The sequence below is a fragment of the Paraclostridium sp. genome (assembly GCF_051656405.1).
Taxonomy (GTDB): Bacteria; Bacillota; Clostridia; order Peptostreptococcales; family Peptostreptococcaceae; genus Paraclostridium.
Map to the genome: position 1 here is coordinate 1 of NZ_JBOGBV010000011.1, position 21,321 is coordinate 21,321.

Here is a 21,321-nt window from a genome sequence, read left to right on the forward strand (position 1 = left end):
CCCTAATATTATTTTAAGAACCTTTGTTTAAATTGTTGTATCAATATTTACATAATTGCGGATATATTATAAAATAAAAGTTATGATAATAATAAAAAGGAGGAATAAAAGGTGGACAGCAAACAAAGTAGAACGAGAAATTTTAGTATAATAGCGCATATAGACCATGGAAAGTCTACCTTAGCAGATAGATTAATTCAACATACAGGACTTGTTAGTGAAAGAGAGATGAAAGATCAGTTATTAGATAACATGGATCTTGAAAGAGAAAGAGGAATCACTATAAAGCTTCAAAATATTAGATTAGTTTATACGGCTAAGGACGGAGAAGAGTATTACTTAAACTTAATAGATACTCCAGGACACGTAGACTTCAACTATGAGGTTTCAAGAAGTTTAGCAGCTTGTGAAGGAGCATTACTTGTAGTAGATGCAGCGCAAGGTGTTGAAGCTCAGACATTAGCGAATGTTTATTTAGCAATAGATCAAGATTTAGAAATATTACCAGTTATAAATAAAATAGATTTACCGAGTGCAAGACCAGATGAAATAAAAACAGAAATAGAGGATATAATAGGGCTTGATGCAAGTGAAGCTCCACTTATATCAGCTAAAAGTGGTTTGAATATAGAAGATGTACTAGAAGCTATAGTTAAAAATGTTCCAGCACCACAAGGTGATACAGAAGCTCCTTTAAAAGCATTAATATTTGACTCATATTATGATGCATATAAAGGGGTTGTAGCATACGTTAGAGTATATGAGGGAACAGTTAAAAAAGGTATGACTATAAAAATGATGAACACTAACAAAAAGTTTGAAGTAACTGAAGTTGGTGTTATGGCCCCAGGACAAAGAGAATTAGACGAGTTAAGTGCTGGAGATGTTGGATATATTGCAGCTAGTATAAAAGATATAAGAAGCTGTTGTGTTGGTGATACAATAACTGATGCTAACAACCCAACTGATGATCCAATGCCGGGATATAAAAAGGCAACTCCAATGGTTTACTGTGGTATATATCCAGGTGAAGGAGAAAAGTACGAAAATGTAAGAGATGCTTTAGAGAAACTACAAGTTAATGATGCAGCTCTTGAATTCGAAGCTGAAAGTTCAGCAGCATTAGGATTTGGATTTAGATGTGGATTCTTAGGACTATTACATATGGAGATAATCCAGGAGAGATTAGAAAGAGAATTTGATCTAGACATAATAACTACAGCACCATCTGTTATATATAAAGTAACAAAAACTGATGGGGAATTAGTTATGGTACAAAATCCAGCTAACTTACCAGAACGTGATGAGATACAAATGATAGAAGAGCCTATGGTAAAAGGAGATATAATAGTTCCTAAAGATTATGTAGGTACTGTTATGGAACTTTGCCAAGAGAGACGTGGAGATATGATAAATATGGAATACATAGATGAAAAAAGAGTAATGCTTCACTATGATCTTCCACTTAATGAAGTTGTTTATGATTTCTTTGATGCTCTAAAGTCTAGAACAAGGGGATACGGATCATTAGATTACGAGTTAAAGGATTATGTTCCTTCTAAGCTTGTAAAATTAGATATATTAATAAACAAAGAACAAGTTGACGCACTTAGCTTTATAGTTCATGAAAGTAAAGCTTACTCAAGAGGGAAGTCAATGTGTGAAAAACTAAAAGGTGAAATACCTAGACATCAATTCCCAGTGCCTATACAAGCGGCAGTTGGTAATAAGGTAATGGCTAGAGAAACTATAAGTGCACTTAGAAAAGATGTTCTTGCTAAGTGTTACGGTGGAGATATATCACGTAAGAAGAAACTTCTTGAAAAACAAAAAGAAGGTAAGAAACGTATGAGACAAATTGGATCTGTAGAAGTTCCACAAAAAGCATTCATGTCTGTATTAAAATTAGATAGCTAATTATTAGAAAATGAAGGGAATTTTTCCTTCATTTTTTTTGTGCAAATAATCAAAAAATGTAGAAAATTTAGTATAAAAACTAACTAAAATTTAATAAAATAATGTGGTAATGGTTATCCTAAATTATAAAATAAATGAATTTAATTAAAGTACTGTAAAAAAATAAATAAAAGTGTCGAAATGTATTGTTATTTATAAAAAAATGTAGTAATATTCATATTGGACATTTTAATAAAGCAAAAGTATAAGGAGGAAAACGATGGGCAACAAAGGACTTCAAAAAACTTTAGGTTTTTCGGCAGCGCTTTCTACAGTTGTTGGTATGGTTATAGGTGGAGGGGTATTCTTTAAACCTCAAGCTATATATTCAGCAACAGGTGGAGCACCAGGTTTAGGTATGTTAGCATGGGTTATAGCTGGGGTTATAACAATAGCAGCTGGACTTACAGCAGCAGAAGTATCTGCAGCAATACCAAAAACTGGTGGTATGATGATATATATCAAAGAGATATATGGAGACAGATTAGGATTTTTAACAGGGTGGATGCAAGCGGTATTATTCTTCCCAGCGACAGCAGCAGCATTAGGCGTAATATTTGCTCAACAAGCAGCTACTTTAATAGGTCAAAGTGAAACTAATATGGCAGTTGTATTACCAATAGCATTAGGAATTATATTATTTTTAGCAGTATTAAATACAGTAGGATCTAAATTAGGTGGAACAATACAAACTGTAGCAACTATATGTAAATTAATACCATTAGCTGTTATAATAGTATTCGGATTTATAAATGGATCAGGAGATAACTCTATAACAACTCCATTCATAGGTGAGAACTTATCTATGGGAGCTGTTTTAGGTCAAGTTTTAATAGCAGCATTATTCGCATATGACGGATGGATAAATGTTGGCTCTATAGCAGGAGAAATGAAAAATCCAGGTAAAGACTTACCAAAAGCTATAGTTGGTGGTTTATCAATAGTTATGGCTGTTTATGTAGTTATAAACTTAGCTTACTTATGGGTTGTACCAGCTAGTGAAATGGCAACAGTAAGTGCTCCAGCATCATTAGTTGCAGAAAGAATATTTGGACCAATGGGTGGTAAAATAGTAACAGTTGGTATATTAATATCTGTATTCGGTGGATTAAATGGATACTTATTAACTGGACCTAGAGTATCTTATGCATTGGCTTGTGAAGGTACATTACCAGGAAGTAAAGCATTATGTAAGTTAAATAAAGGTGGAGTTCCAGCAAATGCAATATTCTTAATGGCAATACTTGCTTGTTTATATGCATTATCAGGACAATTCAACTTATTAACAGATTTAACAATATTCATAATATGGGTATTCTATGTATTAACGTTCATAGGAGTAATGAAGTTAAGAAAAGATCAACCAAACTTAGAAAGACCATACAGAGTGCCTTTATACCCAATAATACCATTAATAGCAATATCTGGTGGATTATTCGTTATAGTTAACCAATTAATGAATAATACTTTAGTAGCTGCCGGTGGATTAATAGTTACAGCTATAGGGTTACCAGTTTACTCAGTAATGTCAAAAAAGCAAAAAAAATAATTAACTAATTATTTAATAAATAGATAAAAAAGAGGTAGTAATTTTACTATCTCTTTTTTGTGCTTAAGGAAATTATTATTTGATGTATATAGAAGTTTAATCAAGGAATATTTTATATGAATTTTAGATGAATAAGATTAGAATAGTTATGTTTTGAGGTATAATATATATAATTATATTTAAATATTAAGGAGTAATTATGTTAGGACTATATATACATGTGCCGTTTTGCGCGCAAAAATGTTATTACTGTGATTTTAACTCGTATAAAATTAATAGTAATCAAAAGAAAGAATATCTAATAAATATAGAAAGAGAAATGAAATTTTATAAAGAAGAATTTAAGGACAAGTGTTTTGATACAGTATTTTTTGGAGGAGGAACTCCAAGTATTTTAACTGTAGATGAACTAAAAGAACTTGTTAATAATATACATGAGAATTTTAATATAAAAAAAGATGCGGAAATAACTATTGAATGTAATCCAGGAACAATAAATAGAGAAAAACTTGAAGATATGAAAAAAATGGGTATAAATAGATTGAGTATAGGGCTTCAAGCTACTCAAAATTATCACTTAAAATCTATAGGAAGAATACATACCTATGAAGAATTTGAGAAAAACTATTACGATGCATTAGATATAGGGTTTAAAAACATAAATATAGATTTAATGTATGCGCTTCCAAACCAAAAAACTCAAGAATGGAAAGATACATTGGATAAAATTATAAATTTAAATCCGTCACACATATCTGCGTATTCACTTATATTAGAACAGGGAACGAAGTTATATGATATGTATCAAAATAAAGAATTTGAATTACTAGATGAAGATACAGATATAAATATGTATAACTATACAATCGATACTTTAAAAAGACATGGATATAACCAGTATGAAATATCTAATTATTCGAAAGAAGATTTAGAATGTAAACACAATATTATATATTGGAAGTGTGATTACTATTTAGGCCTAGGGCCAGGAGCATCAGGATTTATAGGAGATACTAGATATTCAAATATAGAAGATATATGTGAATACAATAAGTGTATTATGCAAAATATAAAGCCTGTTAGTGAAGAAATTAAATTAACGAAAAAAGATAAGATAGAGGAATTTATATTTATGGGACTTAGAATGAATGAAGGCATAAATCTAGATGTATTTAAAGAAAGATTTGATACAGATTTTTATGATATATATCAAGAAGTTATGGATAAGCTTATAAAAAGAGAGCTTGTCAGATTCGATGGAAAAAACATTTCTCTTACTCAAAAAGGAAGAGAAATTTCTAATAGTGTGTTCATAGAATTTTTAAATTAATCAAAAAGTGTTGACAAAGCAAATTTAAAGTGATATAAAATATATATAATCTTTTAGCACTCCAATTAAATGAGTGCTAACAAAAGAGGAGGCTTTGGATTATATGGAATTAAATGAAAGAAAACTAAATATCCTTAAAGCTATTGTTAAAGATTATATAGAAACTGCAGAAGCTGTAGGGTCTAGAACTCTTTCTAAAAAGTATGAGCTAGGAGTTAGTGCAGCCACTATAAGAAATGAAATGGCTGACCTAGAAGAATTAGGATATTTGATTCAACCTCATACCTCCTCAGGGAGAATTCCTTCAGAAAAAGGATATAAGTTATATGTTGATTCTTTAATGAGTACATGTGAATTAAATGATATTGAAAAACATTTAATAGAAGAGTCAATAAGCCAAAACATGAATTATATGAAAGATTTGATACATGAAACATCTAAGTTGATATCTAGGTTAACTAATTACACAACTATAGCTGTTACTAAAAATACATCAAATATTCAAGTTATAAAACATGTTCAATTGGTTGGATTAGATGAAAAAAGTATGGTTTTAATAATAGTTACAGAAAAAGGTGAAATAAAAAATACTATTATATCAACCAATATACAGATTGATCAATCTAAACTTAATTTAATTTCTGATAATCTTACTAAGAAGCTTTCAGGAAAAAATATAACTGAAATTGATGAAGATTTTCTAAACTATATAAAATATGAAATAACAGAAAACTCTTTATTTATTGATAAGCTTATTGATGCGCTAAACTTCGATTTTGAAGAAAGCAACACAGCAATATCTTTAAGCGGAGCAACTAATATATTTAATTTCCCAGAATTTAGCGATGTTGTTAGAGCTAAAACATTTCTAAATATGCTGGAAGAGAAAGAAAATATATCGAGTATGCTTAAATCTAAAGGAATACAAAAAGAAAACCTAAATATAATTATCGGAAGTGATAATGAATGTGAGGTAGCTCAAGATTGTAGTATTATAACTGCAACTTACAATATAGATAAAAATGTAGTAGGTAAAATAAGCTTGATAGGTCCAACAAGGATGGATTATTCAAAAGTATACTCTATATTAAATTACATGGGACTACTACTAAACAAAAAATAGTTAGGGGTGTAAGTTTTGGAAAACAATATACAAGAAGAATTACAAGAAGATATAAAAGATAATGAATCAGAGGAAGTTGAAGAAGTTATCGAAGAAGCCATAGAAGAGGCTACTGAAGCTAAAGAAGTAGATGAAGCTGATGAAAAAGATAGCAAGATAGAAGAACTTACAGATAATCTTCAAAGACTTCAAGCAGAGTACGCAAACTATAGAAGAAGAACTCAACAAGAGAAAGAAACTATGGGTGTATTTGCTAATGAAAAAATACTAAATGAATTAATACCTGTTATGGATAACATGGAAAGAGCTATGGATGCTTGTACAGACAAAGAAGATAACATGTATAAAGGCATAGATATGGTGCAAAAACAATTAAAAGCTACATTTGAAAAATTCGGACTAGAAGAAATAGAAGCTGAAGGTCAAGAATTTGATCCAAACCTACACTTAGCAGTTATGCAAGAATCAGTAGATGGAACACCAGCAAACCAAGTGGTTATGGTTTTACAAAAAGGGTATAAATTAAGTACAAAGGTGCTAAGACCATCAATGGTTAAAGTATCTTGCTAACATAGAATAAAAAAATAAAATTGAATTAATATCAATTAACATATAAATTTTTAAGGAGGATATTAAAATGGGAAAAATAATAGGAATTGACTTAGGAACAACAAACTCTTGTGTTGCAGTATTAGAAGGTGGAGAACCTCAAATAATAGCAAATAGCGAAGGAATGAGAACTACACCATCAGTAGTTGCATTTACAAAAGATGGAGAAAGAATAGTAGGAGAGCCTGCTAAAAGACAAGCAGTTACTAATGCAGATAGAACAATAATATCTATAAAAACTCACATGGGAACTGATTACAAAGTTAACATAGATGGAAAAGATTATAGTCCACAAGAAATATCAGCTATAACATTACAAAAATTAAAATCAGATGCTGAAAGCTACTTAGGGCAACCTGTAACTGAAGCTGTTATAACAGTTCCAGCATACTTTACAGATGCTCAAAGACAAGCAACTAAAGATGCAGGTAGAATAGCAGGACTTGATGTTAAGAGAATAATAAATGAGCCAACTGCAGCTGCACTTGCTTACGGTATGGATAAATTAGATCAAGAAAAGAAAATATTAGTATTTGACTTAGGTGGAGGAACATTTGACGTATCTGTACTAGAAATAGGAGATGGAACTTTTGAAGTTTTAGCTACTGCTGGTAATAACAGATTAGGTGGAGATGACTTTGACCAAGTTATAATAGATTACTTAGCTGAAGAATTCAAAAAATCTGAAGGTGTAGATTTAAGAAATGATAAAATGGCTCTTCAAAGATTAAAAGAAGCTGGTGAGAAAGCTAAAAAAGAATTATCTTCAACAATGAGTACAAACATAAACTTACCTTTCATAACAGCTACAGCTGAAGGACCAAAACACCTTAACATAGATTTATCAAGAGCTAAATTTGATGAATTAACAGCAAGCTTAGTAGAAAAAACTATGGAACCAACTAGAAGAGCATTACAAGATGCTGGACTTTCAACTTCTGATATAGATGATGTATTATTAGTAGGAGGATCTACAAGAATACCAGCTGTTCAAGAAGCTGTTAAGAAATTTATAGGAAAAGAGCCTCACAAAGGTATAAACCCAGATGAATGCGTTGCTGCAGGTGCTGCTATACAAGGTGGAGTTCTAGCTGGAGATGTTAAAGACTTATTACTTCTAGACGTTACTCCATTATCTTTAGGAATAGAAACTATGGGTAATGTAATGACTAAGATAATAGAAAGAAATACAACTATACCAACTAAAAAATCTCAAGTATTCTCAACTGCTGCAGATAACCAAACTGCTGTTGATATACATGTTTTACAAGGTGAAAGAAGTATGTCTTTTGACAACACTACTTTAGGTAGATTCCAATTAACTGATATACCACCAGCTCCAAGAGGAATACCTCAAATAGAAGTTACTTTTGATATAGATGCTAACGGTATAGTACACGTTACAGCTAAAGATTTAGGAACAGGAAAAGAGCAAAAGGTAACTATAACTTCAGGAACTAACTTAAGTGAAGAAGAAATACAAGCAAAAGTTAAAGAAGCTGAGATGAATGCTGAAGTAGATAAACAAAAGAAAGAAAAAATAGAAGCGTTAAATCAAACTGAAGCTACTATATACCAAATGGAAAAAACTTTAGCTGATGCTGGAGATAAAGTTGATGCTAATGCTAAATCTGAAGTTGAAGCAGAAATAGCTAAATTAAAAGAATTAAAAGCTAAAGAAGACGTTACAGCTGAAGAATTAAATAAATCTTTAGAAGAATTAAACAAAAAGTTCCACAAAATAGCTGAGCAAATGTACCAACAAACTGCTCAAGATCAACAAGCACAAGGTGGAGCTCAAGAAGAACCTAAAGAAGATGACAATGTAGTAGATGCTGATTTCAGAGAAGTAGATGATCAAAAATAGTATTTGAAAATCAACGTTACTTGTATATAATAAATATATAAAATTAATAATAGCTTGTAGACGTCTACAAGCTATTGTTATGTAATACGAAGGTGGTGGCAAGCGTGGCTAAAAGAGACTATTATGAAGTATTAGGTGTCGATAAAGGTGCTGATGCACAAACGTTAAAAAAAGCATATAGAAAACTTGCAATGAAATATCATCCAGACAGAAATCCAGATGATAAAGAAGCAGAAGCAAAGTTTAAAGAAGTAAACGAAGCATATGAAGTATTATCAGATGATACAAAAAGATCTAATTATGATCAATTTGGTCATGAGGGTGTAAATGGAGGCTTCGGAGGACAAGGCGGATTTGGAGGCTTTAGCGGTGGAGCTGGAGGCTTTGAAGATATATTCGGAGATATATTTGGTGATATGTTCGGAGGCGGTTTTGGCGGCGGAAGACCTAGAAGAAGAGGTCCTGAACGTGGAGCTGACATAAAACAAACTGTAACTATTACATTTGAAGAAGCTGCATTTGGAGTTAAAAAATCTATAAAGATAAATAGAACTGAAGAGTGTAGTGAATGTCATGGAAGCGGTGCAAAAGATGGAACATCTAAAAAAACTTGTCCAACATGTAACGGTTCTGGAGAGGTTAGAACAGCTCAAAGAACACCCTTTGGAAATATAATGAGTACTAGAACTTGTTCTACATGTAACGGAGAAGGAGAAGTTTTAGAATCACCATGTCCTAAATGTAATGGAAATGGAAAGATTAGAAAAACTAAAACTATAGAAGTTGATATACCAGCAGGTATAGACAATGATCAAATAATTAAGTTAAGTGGTCAAGGTGACTTAGGATCAAAAGGTGGACCTAGGGGAGACTTATATATAATAGTAAATGTTAAGCCTCATACATTATTTACAAGAGATGGATATGATGTATACTTTGAATTACCTATAACATTTGTTCAAGCTGCACTTGGAGACGAAATAGAAGTTCCTACTTTAGATGGTAAAGTAATGTATAATGTTCCAGCTGGAACTCAAACAGGAACAGTATTTAGATTAAGAGAAAAAGGTATATCAAAAATGAGAGGAAATACAAGAGGTGACCAATATGTTAAGGTTACAGTTGAAATTCCTAAAAAATTGGATGATAATCAAAAAGAACTTCTAAAAGCATTTGCGGAGTCTTGTGGAGATGAAGTTCATGAAAAAAAGAAGACTTTCGGACAAAAGATAGAAGATTTTTTTAAAGGAAAATAAAAGTATAAGATAAAATGAACTCTAACTAAAGAGTTCATTTTTTTGATGTATAAAAAATTCTATACAAACAAATAGATTTTATTGAAAATATCTATAAATTGAATAGTTAGTTGACTATACTATTTTGTTTATATAACATTTAAAGAGGGGGGGATTTTTATGAAAAAATTATTTGATAGCTTGATATTCAAACTAATATTAGCTGTCTTCGTAGGTCTATTAATTGGACTTTATTCACCAGAATCTTTTATGAATGTTATAGTAACATTAAAGTATATTTTAGGTCAGGTAATTTTCTTTGCAGTTCCTTTAATAATAATAGGATTTATAGCTCCATCTATTGCAAAACTTAAAAGCAATGCTTCTAAATTCTTAGGATATGCTATAACTTTTGCTTACATATCTTCTATCGGAGCAGCTACTTTTTCTGCTATTTTCGGATATATGTTAATTCCAAAATTATCAATACAATCAACTACAGACACTTTAAGAGAATTACCAGCTCTTATATTTCAATTAGACATTCCTCAAATTATGCCTGTTATGAGTGCTTTATTTTTATCAATAATCTTAGGGCTTGCAACTGCTTGGACAAAGGCAGATTTATTTGAAAAACTACTAGATCAATTTCAAGATATAGTTCTTAGTTTAGTAAAAAAAATAGTAATTCCATTGCTTCCAATTTTTATTGCAACTACATTTGCAACATTAGCTTATGAAGGGTCTATAACAAATCAATTACCAGTATTTATAAAAGTAATCATTATAGTTCTTATAGGGCATTTTATATGGCTTGCATTTTTATATGCTTTAAGTGGATTTATGTCGGGCAAAAATCCTATGGAAGTGTTAAAACATTATGGTCCTGCATACTTAACTGCTGTAGGAAGTATGTCTTCAGCAGCAACTTTACCTGTTTCAATTGAATGTGCAAAAAAGTCTAAAGTTCTAAGAAAAGATATTTTAAACTTCTCAATACCATTATTTTCAAATATACATTTATGTGGATCAGTTTTAACAGAAGTATTTTTCGTTATGGTAGTTTCACAAATTCTTTATGGTAAGTTGCCAGATGTATCATCTATGATACTATTCATAGCTTTACTTGGTATATTTGCCATAGGTGCTCCAGGAGTTCCAGGAGGCACAGTTATGGCATCACTTGGATTAATAACTAGTGTATTAGGATTTAATGAGACAGGAACGGCTCTTATTTTAACTATATTCGCTCTTCAAGATAGCTTTGGAACAGCTTGTAATGTAACTGCTGATGGGGCATTAACGCTTATGCTTACCGGAGTAGCAAATAAGAAAAATATAAAAGAAGAAAGCGAAGAAAAATCAATATAAGATTAATATATAAGGCTATGGATATTAAGTTCATAGCCTTATTTTTACATTGTTTTCCTATATATAGTTAAAAACTATAAAAGATATGTAAAATATTGTAAAAAACTATACTCGTTGACTTTGAAAACTATTTTGCATACAATGTTCTTCGGGAGCGACAAATATACTCATATCAGGAAAGGGGTTTACACATGAAAGACTTTTTAAAAACTTATAAGTCTTCATTTGTGTTACTAGGTTGTACAATAATTGGAGCCATAGTAGGACTTATACTAGGGCCAAAAGCTACAGTTCTTAAACCATTTGGAGATTTATTCATCAATTTAATCATGATGATAGTAGTCCCACTTGTGTTCTTCAGCGTTGCATCGGGGGTTGCAAACGTCAATAGCATGCAAAGATTCGGGAAAATAATGAAAAATGTAATTATTGTTTTCACATTAACTACATTAGTAATGGCAGTCGTAGGTATTATAGGTACTATAATTTTCAATCCATCAAAAGGAATCGATATTCACTCAGTAAAAGAAATGATGGTTGCTCCAGATCAAGAGAAATTAGCATCAAAAGGAAATTTACTAACTCAAATAGTAAATTCAGTTACAGTTTCTGATTTTAGTGAATTGTTCTCAAGCGGTAACTTATTACAATTAGTAGTATTTGCAGTACTAATAGGAAGTTCAATTGCCGTTTTAGGAGAAAAAGCAAAGACTATAAAGAACATACTTAATGAAGGAACAAATGTAATATTAAATGTAGTAGGAATTATAATGAAGTTGGGTCCTATAGGTTTAGGATGTTATACAGCATCGATTATAGGTGAACTAGGTCAAGAAATAATAGCAGGGTACATAAGGGTATTTTTAACTTACTGTGTATTAGCTGCAATATACTTTGTAGTATGTTATACATTATATGCATACTTATCAGGTGGTAAAAAAGGAGTTAAGAAATTCTATGAAAACTCTATAAGTCCAATAGCTACAGCTCTTGCGACATCTTCAAGTTCTGCTTGTATACCATCTAACTTAGAAGCAAGTAAAAAAATAGGGGTACCAGATGATATAGCTGAAACAGTTATACCTTTAGGGATTAATATACATAAAGATGGTTCGGTATTATCCGTTATAGTAAAAGTTGCATTTTTAACTGGAATACTAGGTGGAAATATGGCAGACCCATCGAACATATTAAACTTATTAGTTACAGTACTTGTTGTTGGAGTATTTATGGCTCCTGTAGCAGGTGGCTGACTTATAGGTGAGATGCTCGTGGTAAGCATCTTCGGATTCCCTGTTGAAGCAATTCCTTTATTAACAGTAATAACTACAATAACAGATATACCTAACACTGTACTTAACACAACTGGAAATACAGTAAGTTCTATGCTAGTTGCAAGACTAGTTGAAGGTAAAAATTGGTTAAAAGAAGAAGTTGAAACTTTTAAAAAGGCAAGTTAACAGGGAAAAGTAGTAATCTTAGGTTAAGATTACTACTTTTTTTACGATTAAGGAAATTATACTTAATTAAATTTTGTAGATAACTTATGTAACATAGTGATACAAATGTTTTGGTGAAAGTAAAAAATGACATTTTGAGCAACGGACGGAGTCGTTGGCGACATGAGCGAAGCGAATTTTTTATTATATATGTAAAAATTAAGACTTTATTTTAGTATGAACAACTTTCAAGACTTAAACATAATATATAGTATTCTTTAAAATTATTATGAGGTGGGAGGGTTTATGAGTAAATTTAATTTTATGATAGATGGAAAACATATAACGAATGAAGAAGAACTTCATCAGTTTATACTAGATAAAATAAACTTTGATAAGGAAGAACTTGTATTAGATGATAGCTATAGGGGTAGAAAGAAAAAGAAACCAGAATGCAAGCCTCATGGACCAAGACCTGTTTGTCTTAAGTTAATGTTCCCGTATAAGGTTGAGGTTATGTGCGGTTGTAAGCAAATGATATTTGGAATATTAGTAGATGAGCACGGCCACCCTGTAAAGAATCCTCTTATTGAATTTGAACTATCTGATTACAGCATAGGAAATCTTAGCTTTAGTCCAGCTCTTAGTTTTGGAGATGGATGTTTTTGCACAACATTTGTAGGGGAAAGGGTAGGTTGCGGATTTTTAAAAATGTGTTGTAAGGGAACTGATTTAGATAGAGTTATACCAGTAGAAGTTACCCCTAATTGTGGATGTTAGAGAAGAGTATTTTTAAGCTCTTCTCTATTTTTACTTTAAATAGGACAAGCCAAGTTAGATTCAAAATTTAATTAAATCCATATTCTTTTTAATTAAAATAGAGTATTATATAAAAAGAGGTGAAGACATGAAACAATATAAACATTTAATATTTGACTTAGATGATACTTTATTAGACTTTCAAGATAATGAAATAAACTCTTTAAAGGTTATCTTTAAAAAGTACAATATTTCTTTTGATGAAAAATCATTTAATCAGTATAAGTCTATAAATAGAGGATTTTGGAGTCAGATAGAACAAGGGACTATAGAAAAAGAAGAAGCACTAACTAAAAGATTTGAAGAGTTTTTTGCTTTGTATGGATATGATGTTAAAGGTGAAATAGTAGAAAAAGAATATCAAAAGTGCTTAACTAAAGGGCATAAAACAATTCCTAAAGCTATGGAGACTTTAATGCAATTAAAAAATAGAGGATACAAGATATTTGCAGGGACTAATGGAATAGGAACGACTCAAAAACAAAGACTTAAAGATTCAAAAATGATGTATTTATTTGATGATATATTTATTTCTGAAGAAATGGGAGTTGAAAAACCAAACTCTAAGTTTTTCGAAATAATTTTTGATAAGTACGATTTTATGAAAAAAGAAGATACTCTTATGATAGGAGATAGTTTAGCTTCTGATATAAAGGGTTCTAATAACTTTGGTATTGACTGTGTATGGTTTAATCCTTTAGAGAAAAAATCTAACGATATAAAACCTACATATGAAATTTCTGATATATCTGAACTATTATCAATGTTAAACAAAGAGGCTAGCGTAGCGGTTTAATACTATAAGTAAAAATTTTTATTTTAAAATTTCAAATGTAATAAAAAACGGTATAGGAGAAATTCTATGCCGTTTTTTATTCACTAACCAAAGTTTTTATGCATAGTATACAGCAAAATGTTTTTTAGGAGGGGTATATGATAAACGATCAAAAGTATGTTATTTTATCGCTTGAGGTACATTTATTTTTTGCAAGAATAATGAAAGAACATTCACTTTTTTTAGAGGCTGGATTTACACCCAAGAACCCAAATTTGGCAAATAGTGCAGAACATTATAAAAAAGAGTTTGAAAAATTATTATCATATGCAATAAGCGCTAGCAATGGAATAATTAGATCTGAGGTTTTAAAATCTGGAGAAATCATTACTGATTATACATTGGGGACAGAACAAAAAACACAAAACTTAACAGGAATAGAAATAAATCAAAATATAACTATGTTAGAGGCTAGATTGCGTAGCGGAAATAATCCACAGGTTAGTAGTAAATTAATAAATTATGTAAGTGAGCTTAATAGTAATGCAAAAAAAATTATTAAAGGTCTTATTAATTTTAAACAAACAGTATTAGACGGAGTATTATCTTGTAATTTATTTACAACTAATTATCCATTACTTATTGAACATATAATTCGTGAAGCAAAATTATATCTTTCGTTAATAGAAGATCTTGATAATAGGGTTGATATTGACTCTAAAGATGCTAAAGAAACTGAGTTATTCTGGGATCAAATCATGATGGAACATGCACTATTTATTAGAGGATTACTTGATCCTTCTGAAAATAAATTGATTGAAACAGCAGATGAATTTGCGGATGATTTTAATAAACTTATAAAAGAGGCAAAAGCAATGACCGATGTTACAATAAAAAACACTATAGATGAAACTTTAAATCAAACTATTGAACTTAAGAATTTTAAACAAGCAGGAACAGAAGGAATTGCTAGCTGTAAAATAAAATCTATAATACTACCACTTCTTGCAGACCATGTATTAAGAGAAGCTAATCATTATATTAGGTTGCTAGAAAATTATAAGTCAATGTAATTACAGATAATACATTTTTATTTTTTACACAATATAACTTTTAAGCTAAAAATGGACTCTATTTATTAGAGTTCTTTTTTAGCTTAAAATTTATTTACAAAGTTTACTAAATATATTATTATTTAGAAATAATATAAAAATATTGTATAATATATCAGATAGATAAAAGAAAAATAGGTATAAAATACATATTAAAATGATTTAGAAATGAGGCGATATTGTGACTTATGAAATACAAGAGAAAAGGCCATACAGACATTTTAAAGGAAATTTATATTATGTACATAGCATAGTTAAACATTCAGAGACGGGAGAGGAATTGGTATCATATCAAATGTTGTACCCTCCGTATGATATGTATGTTAGACCACTTAAAATGTTTCAAGAGAAGGTAGAAGACGGAAGAGAAGATAATATAACTAATCAAATTTATAGATTTGAAATATATACAGGAAAATAATTAAGAGGTGATGATATGGCAGGTATAAAATTTGATATACAAGAAAACTTTGGTGTTCTTTCAGAATCTTCAAATGGATGGACAAAAGAATTAAATTTAGTAAGTTGGAATGATAGGCCACCTAAATTTGATATAAGAGATTGGGATTCAAACCATGATAAAATGGGAAAAGGGTTAACTTTAAGTACAGATGAATTAAGAGAACTTAAAAGAATTCTTAATGAGATAGACTTATAAAATTTAATAATTATATTTTCATGTACCCTATATATCAAACATTGATAAAAATGTTTGTTTATATAGGGTGTTTTTATGTAAAAAAACAAGAAAATTTTCAAAGCAAAAACCAGCTAAAGATAAGCTGAATTAATGGTTACGAAGGCAATCATTAAAAAAATGAATGATAAGTATGAAAAACTTGAATTAGCAAAATTGATTAAAACTGTGTAAAATCAATACTTGTGAGGTATATATATATATGTAATTGAAAATTAAATTAGACTTAAAAAAATAATTTATAAATACAAAATATCATAATAGAGGGTGGTTAAATGAATAAATATATAAATAAACTTGAGAATATGCATATAGGTATAAGTGGAACATGCTTAGCGTTTATAACACTTAGTAACAGTTGGCAAATTAAAGATATCGGATATCTAAAACCAATTGCTATAGCTATAGCATTAGGAATGCTTACTCTAATGCTTATAAGAGCAGTTAAATTCCCAAAAGTAATGTATAAAGAATTAAAAGATCCAGTTGTAGGAACATTTTATCCAACGCTTGGGATGGTAACGTGGTTAGTTTGTGGATACTTCTATCCTAAGTTTCCAACTATATGTAGTACATTATGGATAGGGGCAGCTATTTATCATTATGCAATAATTATTTTTTATACAGTAATAAGATTTAAAGAAAAGAAATTTAGTAATATAATGCCAACTTGTTTCATTGTATATACAGGTATGATAACAGGTAGTGTTGCTAGTAAAGGTATGGGAGGTATAATACCAGAAATAGCTCAGTTTATGTTAATGTTTGGATTTGTATTCTACACAATACTTTTACCAGTAGTTCTTTATATAGTATTTAAAAGTGAGATACTAGATGATAAAAAATTACCTACTGTTGGTATAGTTTGTTCACCTGCACCACTTGGAGTTGTAGGTATATTAACAATAGATCCAAATCCTAATATATATATGTTAACTTGGTTAATAGTAACAGGATTAATTCTTTTAGTAGTTGTATATGGGTATATACTAAAATTATTTAAAGAAGGATTTAAACCAACATATGCATCATTTACATTCCCATTAGCAATAGCTACTTTAGCAGCTTATAAATTATCTGTATACTTTACATCTATAGGGCATGCAAAATTAGGAGAAGTATTTAATTTATTAGGTAATATAGAAATATTTATAGCAACATATGTAGTATTCTTTATATTATTAAACTTCTTAAATATGTTCTTTAAAGCAATAAACCCAAGAGTTGGAGAATACTTAGAGAAAGAAGAAGAGTTAATAGGTGGAACTCTTTACTCTAATGAAAAATAAAATTAAATAAATTTTTACTAAAAGAAAAGAAACTATATTAAATAATATAGTTTCTTTTTTTGATCCTTTATGCTTCAAAAAATACCGCTTATATAACTAAAAATACCTTTTAGATATAATTTGTGGAATTAAAAAATTGATGATGTATAATTAAACTCAGATAGGGGGGGCGAGGATATGAAAATAGACATAGACATAGACAAAAGGTATGAAGAAATTCAAGTTATACTAAGGTCAAATGAAATGAATGATGAGACTATAGAAATTTTAGAAAGACTAAAAACTACAAAAAATAAATATATTTTAGGTAAGTCAGATAAAAAGATATATATAGTAGATGTAAAAGATATATATTTTTTCTATAGTGAAAATCAAAAAGTATTTGTTGAAACTGAAGATTTTAGATACGAGGTAGATGAAAGGCTATATGAAATAGAAGAGAATTTTAAAAATACATCATTTATTAGAGTTTCGAAATTTTCTATTGTAAATTTTAAAAAAGTTAAAAACATAGACATGAGTTTTAGTGGAAATTTAACTATTAATTTTATAAATGGTAAAAAGGAAAGTATATCTAGAAGATACATATCAAAAATAAAAGATTATTTAAAAAATGGAGGTTTTTAAAATGAGTAAATATATAAAAACATTTATACATAGAGGGATTTTCCAGGGAGTACCAGTAGGTGTGTTCATAGGTCAATTAGTATTTTTTATGATTTTATTAACTAACGATATAAGTAGTTTTGAAACAACAAGAGAACAATTTTTTACGCAATTTTTAGCTTCAGCATTTATTGGATTTTATTGTACAGGGCTAAGTGTTGTATATTCTATAGAAGAATGGAGTTTATTAAAACAGACTTCTACAAATTTAATACTTATTACAATTGTATATTTTCCAATTGCATATTTAACAGGGTGGATGCCTAAAAACTTTTTTGGCATAGCTTCATTTATTTTGCTATTTATAGTTTTTTATGTTGTAGTATGGAATATATTTAGTCATAGAGTAAGAAGTATTAACAAAAAACTAGGAAAATTAAATAAGTAGATATTAAAAATTTGCATTTAACTTATATCTTGGTAAATTTAATTTATATAGGGTATATATCTTACTAAAAAAGATTTATAAGTAGGAGTAATCTTATGAAAATACAAGATATAGTTATAAGAATTTTACTATCTATTTTTATAGGTGGTATAATTGGTTTTAATAGAGAACGAGAAAATGTATCGGCAGGATTTAGAACTCATGCATTAGTTTGTTTAGGAGCAACAATAGCTGCATTAATACAAGTAGAGTTAGCGAGTTTAGCACTAAGCCAAGTAACAAGTGAGACAGCACTTTCAGGAATAGTAAAAGTGAATGATGGAAGATTTATTGGACAAGTAGTTTCTGGAATAGGTTTTTTAGGAGCTGGAACTATAATAAAAACTAAAGGTTCTGTTAAAGGCCTAACTACAGCAGCTTCTATTTGGACAGTTGCATGTATTGGAATAGCTACAGGAATGGGGTTTTATGAAGTAAGTATTTTAGGTGGTATTAGTACAATAATAGTCCTTGTAGTTTTAAAGAAAATAGAAGGTAAGTATATAAATAAATCTACAAAGATAAAACTTATTATAAAATACAAATCTAAAACCGAAGCTATAAAAGAATTAAAAAATTCAATTGAAGATTTACAGTTACAAATTGAATCTATAGAGTTTGTAGATGAATTTAATGTTATATATACATTAAAAGACTTAAAGCTTATATGTACAAATGATTTGATAAGTTTACTATCAGAAAATGAAAGTATATTAAAGGTAAGTAAAATTGATAATTTTTAAATTAGGAGTGTACCAAAAGGTACCTCCTATATTTAGTTGAACTTATATCCATATAAAAAAATATTTAGACTAGATGGAATTGTATCAAAATAAATTTCTTTTTCATTTAGACGATTAAAATTTTGACTATCGTAAAATCCATAGTTACATCTAGTATCCGTATATAAATAGATACTGTTAACTTTCATATCAATCATATAATTAGATAGATATTTAATTAATGTTTTTCCAACTCCAAGGCCTCTAGACTCTTCAGACACAATAAATAATTGAATGCAACCTTGGAAGTCATCTTCCTTTCCTTTGATAATTTCTTTATAAGTTTGTGATACTTTAGAAAATTCCTTTATAGCATTTTTATTTTCTTTACTAGAAAAAGCTAATTTTACACCACTAGAAACCCAACTTAAAATATTAGAAAATTTTCTTAAATGTTTTTTATCATTTTTTGCATTTCCTAATATTAGTCCAATAACAACATTATCTTTTACAGCAACCTTACTAAATGAACTATCTAAAAGACATCCCTGCAAGTAAATATTTAATATAGATTCTAATAAATTACTATTTTTTATAAAATCGCTAAACCCAAATGCATTATTAATCAATTCTTTAATACGATTATAATCTTTTTTCTCTAAATCTCTATAAACTACATTTTTCATATAAACACACTGTCCTTTCTAACTAATAAATTAAAAGTGAAATTTCTGTTGAAAATACCTTATAATGATAGTAATGTATACCCTAAAGGGAGAGTCAATTTGAAAAATTTAAAATTAGGGGATGAAAATTTATGAAAAATTTATACTCTATAGGAGAGGTTTCAAAAATAAAAAAAATAACTGTAAAAGCATTAAGGTATTATCATAAAGTTGGAATTTTAATTCCTAAATATATAGATGATAATACAGGATATAGATATTACTCGATAGATCAATTCATACATATTGATATAATAAAGGGATGTAGAGCATTAGGAACTAGTATAGTTGAGCTTCAAGAAATTTTTAAGGATTGTGAAACAGAAAAGCTTTTAACATTTTTACATGTAAAAAGGGAAGAAGCTGAAGAAAATATCACAAAAATGAAAGAAATAATAGCTAATATTGATAGTTTAAATAATAGTGTTGAATACTCAAAAGTATTAATAAAAGATGGGGAAATCAGGATTAAACATTTTGATGATCGATATATAGTAGTAGCACCGTGCAAGGAAGTAGGAGGTTTAAAAGAACTTATTCCGTACTCAGAATTAGAAAAAATTATTAAAAATAAAAATTTAAGTATATCTATAGAAAGAGGAATTGGATATGATTTTAATTCTGAGGGAGAAGTAGAACCATTTTATGTATTTAATGAAATAATCAAAGATGAAAATACCAAAATAGATAAGCATATAGATTTATTGCCTAAAGGAGATTATTTGACCTTAGCATATACAAAAGAAAATGAGGAAGAATGTATAAATAAAATTGTAAAATATATAAAAGAAAATAATTTAGAAATAAAAAAATTTATTGAAGTTGAGTTATTTAATGATTTTTTTAATACTAAAACATATAGTTGTCAAATTCAGATACTTATATAAAAAGGTTGTAAAAGTTTTACAACCTTTTTGTTTTATAAAGATACAAGAGCTACTGACTGAATTTGAGCAAGGACTAATTGAGATAAAGCATCTATTAAGTTTTTATTTATAGACATATCTTTTAAAGCTAAAAAGTTCATAAAGCTATTTATTGATATTTTTTCATATATGTATAAGTAAGTATGCTTATCTTTTAAAAAATCTTTATTCTTTATAGAGTTATTAATTAAAGAAAGCTCATCTACAGTTGACCCTATTACTGCATGCACACATGTATATTCTCTATCTAAATCGTAATTTTTTATATAATCACATTTAGAGCTAACTAAGTTGTTCAAACTAATTATAGTATTATAAACATTTTTAGAAGAGTAGTAATTAGATTGATCTTTAACTTGTTTTGATATAAAATCGTATCTATTTTTTATTTGAGGTAGTTGTGATTTATAACTAATTAAAAGATTTTGTAACTGAGTGTTATATTCAATTTCTGTATTTTTGTTTTTAAATTCTAAATCTCTATATTTTAAAGAAGCTTCTTCTAAATCTCTAAATAGCTTAATATCTTCAAGTTTTTTCATGTTAAACCTCCATAATGACTAATTAATTTAAGTTAATTATATTATATAAAATAGAATAATTTAAGAAAATGTTTTCAAAGTAGGGCTGTATATTAATTTTATATAAGAATAATGAATATAAACTTAAGTTTGTACACTTCTT

General features: G+C 28.9%; 20 protein-coding genes and 1 pseudogene. 19 read left to right on the top strand and 2 right to left on the bottom strand.

The features are described from left to right. The first annotated feature begins 111 nt into the window (after positions 1-111). The 18 genes and pseudogenes from lepA to ACRDDE_RS01770 all read left to right on the top strand — a co-directional run bounded on the left by lepA (position 112) and on the right by ACRDDE_RS01770 (position 19,007). Positions 112-1,917 (top strand): translation elongation factor 4, encoded by a 1,806-nt coding sequence (gene lepA / locus ACRDDE_RS01685; RefSeq protein ID WP_438625095.1) that lies wholly within the window; start codon positions 112-114, stop codon positions 1,915-1,917. Positions 1,918-2,176: 259 nt separating this feature from the next. Next, positions 2,177-3,505: an APC family permease gene (locus tag ACRDDE_RS01690; RefSeq protein ID WP_438625096.1), complete on the top strand. Its 1,329-nt coding sequence runs from the start codon at positions 2,177-2,179 to the stop codon at positions 3,503-3,505. A gap of 199 nt (positions 3,506-3,704) precedes the next feature. Beyond that, the gene (gene hemW / locus ACRDDE_RS01695; RefSeq protein ID WP_438625097.1) at positions 3,705-4,835 is read left to right on the top strand and encodes a radical SAM family heme chaperone HemW; all 1,131 of its coding nucleotides are present in this window, start codon (positions 3,705-3,707) and stop codon (positions 4,833-4,835) included. A 103-nt stretch (positions 4,836-4,938) separates the two neighbouring features. Further along, positions 4,939-5,958, top strand: a complete 1,020-nt coding sequence (gene hrcA, locus ACRDDE_RS01700; protein ID WP_438625099.1) for a heat-inducible transcriptional repressor HrcA — start codon at positions 4,939-4,941, stop codon at positions 5,956-5,958. A gap of 15 nt (positions 5,959-5,973) precedes the next feature. Further along, positions 5,974-6,528 (top strand): nucleotide exchange factor GrpE, encoded by a 555-nt coding sequence (gene grpE, locus ACRDDE_RS01705; protein ID WP_438625100.1) that lies wholly within the window; start codon positions 5,974-5,976, stop codon positions 6,526-6,528. Positions 6,529-6,595: 67 nt separating this feature from the next. Next, on the top strand, positions 6,596-8,434 hold the full coding sequence (dnaK, locus tag ACRDDE_RS01710; protein WP_438625102.1) for a molecular chaperone DnaK: 1,839 nt from the start codon (positions 6,596-6,598) through the stop codon (positions 8,432-8,434). Between the two features lie 104 nt (positions 8,435-8,538). Continuing rightward, complete coding sequence (dnaJ, locus tag ACRDDE_RS01715; RefSeq protein ID WP_438625103.1) at positions 8,539-9,690, top strand: molecular chaperone DnaJ; 1,152 nt, start codon at positions 8,539-8,541, stop codon at positions 9,688-9,690. Between the two features lie 159 nt (positions 9,691-9,849). Then, positions 9,850-11,040: a dicarboxylate/amino acid:cation symporter gene (locus ACRDDE_RS01720; protein WP_438625105.1), complete on the top strand. Its 1,191-nt coding sequence runs from the start codon at positions 9,850-9,852 to the stop codon at positions 11,038-11,040. A gap of 191 nt (positions 11,041-11,231) precedes the next feature. Beyond that, positions 11,232-12,500: pseudogene (locus tag ACRDDE_RS01725) on the top strand (dicarboxylate/amino acid:cation symporter). 285 nt (positions 12,501-12,785) lie between these two features. Beyond that, the gene (locus tag ACRDDE_RS01730) at positions 12,786-13,259 is read left to right on the top strand and encodes a hypothetical protein (protein WP_021429840.1); all 474 of its coding nucleotides are present in this window, start codon (positions 12,786-12,788) and stop codon (positions 13,257-13,259) included. A 127-nt stretch (positions 13,260-13,386) separates the two neighbouring features. Further along, a complete protein-coding gene (locus ACRDDE_RS01735; RefSeq protein WP_438625107.1) occupies positions 13,387-14,094 on the top strand; it encodes a YjjG family noncanonical pyrimidine nucleotidase in 708 nt (235 codons plus the stop codon). A gap of 137 nt (positions 14,095-14,231) precedes the next feature. Next, the gene (locus ACRDDE_RS01740; protein WP_438625109.1) at positions 14,232-15,146 is read left to right on the top strand and encodes a DUF2935 domain-containing protein; all 915 of its coding nucleotides are present in this window, start codon (positions 14,232-14,234) and stop codon (positions 15,144-15,146) included. A gap of 220 nt (positions 15,147-15,366) precedes the next feature. Next, a complete protein-coding gene (locus tag ACRDDE_RS01745) occupies positions 15,367-15,606 on the top strand; it encodes a DUF1653 domain-containing protein (protein WP_438625110.1) in 240 nt (79 codons plus the stop codon). A gap of 15 nt (positions 15,607-15,621) precedes the next feature. Beyond that, entirely contained in the window at positions 15,622-15,843 is a 222-nt protein-coding gene (locus ACRDDE_RS01750) for a YdbC family protein (RefSeq protein WP_438625112.1), read from the top strand. Between the two features lie 314 nt (positions 15,844-16,157). Further along, positions 16,158-17,171, top strand: coding sequence for a TDT family transporter (locus ACRDDE_RS01755; RefSeq protein WP_438625114.1), 1,014 nt, complete (start codon positions 16,158-16,160; stop codon positions 17,169-17,171). 177 nt (positions 17,172-17,348) lie between these two features. Further along, a complete protein-coding gene (locus tag ACRDDE_RS01760; protein ID WP_438625116.1) occupies positions 17,349-17,798 on the top strand; it encodes a LytTR family DNA-binding domain-containing protein in 450 nt (149 codons plus the stop codon). Position 17,799: 1 nt separating this feature from the next. Further along, on the top strand, positions 17,800-18,225 hold the full coding sequence (locus ACRDDE_RS01765; RefSeq protein ID WP_438625118.1) for a DUF3021 domain-containing protein: 426 nt from the start codon (positions 17,800-17,802) through the stop codon (positions 18,223-18,225). Between the two features lie 95 nt (positions 18,226-18,320). Continuing rightward, positions 18,321-19,007 carry an MgtC/SapB family protein gene (locus ACRDDE_RS01770; RefSeq protein WP_438625120.1) on the top strand — a complete coding sequence of 229 codons (687 nt, stop codon included), beginning with the start codon at positions 18,321-18,323 and terminating at the stop codon, positions 19,005-19,007. Positions 19,008-19,039: 32 nt separating this feature from the next. On the opposite strand, the gene ACRDDE_RS01775 is transcribed toward ACRDDE_RS01770, so the two are convergent. Continuing rightward, entirely contained in the window at positions 19,040-19,672 is a 633-nt protein-coding gene (locus tag ACRDDE_RS01775; protein WP_438625121.1) for a GNAT family N-acetyltransferase, read from the bottom strand. Between the two features lie 131 nt (positions 19,673-19,803). On the opposite strand from ACRDDE_RS01775, the gene ACRDDE_RS01780 reads away from it, so the two are divergent. Next, positions 19,804-20,598: a MerR family DNA-binding transcriptional regulator gene (locus tag ACRDDE_RS01780; RefSeq protein ID WP_438625123.1), complete on the top strand. Its 795-nt coding sequence runs from the start codon at positions 19,804-19,806 to the stop codon at positions 20,596-20,598. A gap of 32 nt (positions 20,599-20,630) precedes the next feature. Here the strand turns inward: ACRDDE_RS01780 and ACRDDE_RS01785 are convergent, their stop codons facing one another. Further along, positions 20,631-21,179 carry a hypothetical protein gene (locus tag ACRDDE_RS01785; protein ID WP_438625124.1) on the bottom strand — a complete coding sequence of 183 codons (549 nt, stop codon included), beginning with the start codon at positions 21,177-21,179 and terminating at the stop codon, positions 20,631-20,633. Between the last annotated feature and the right edge of the window lie 142 nt (positions 21,180-21,321).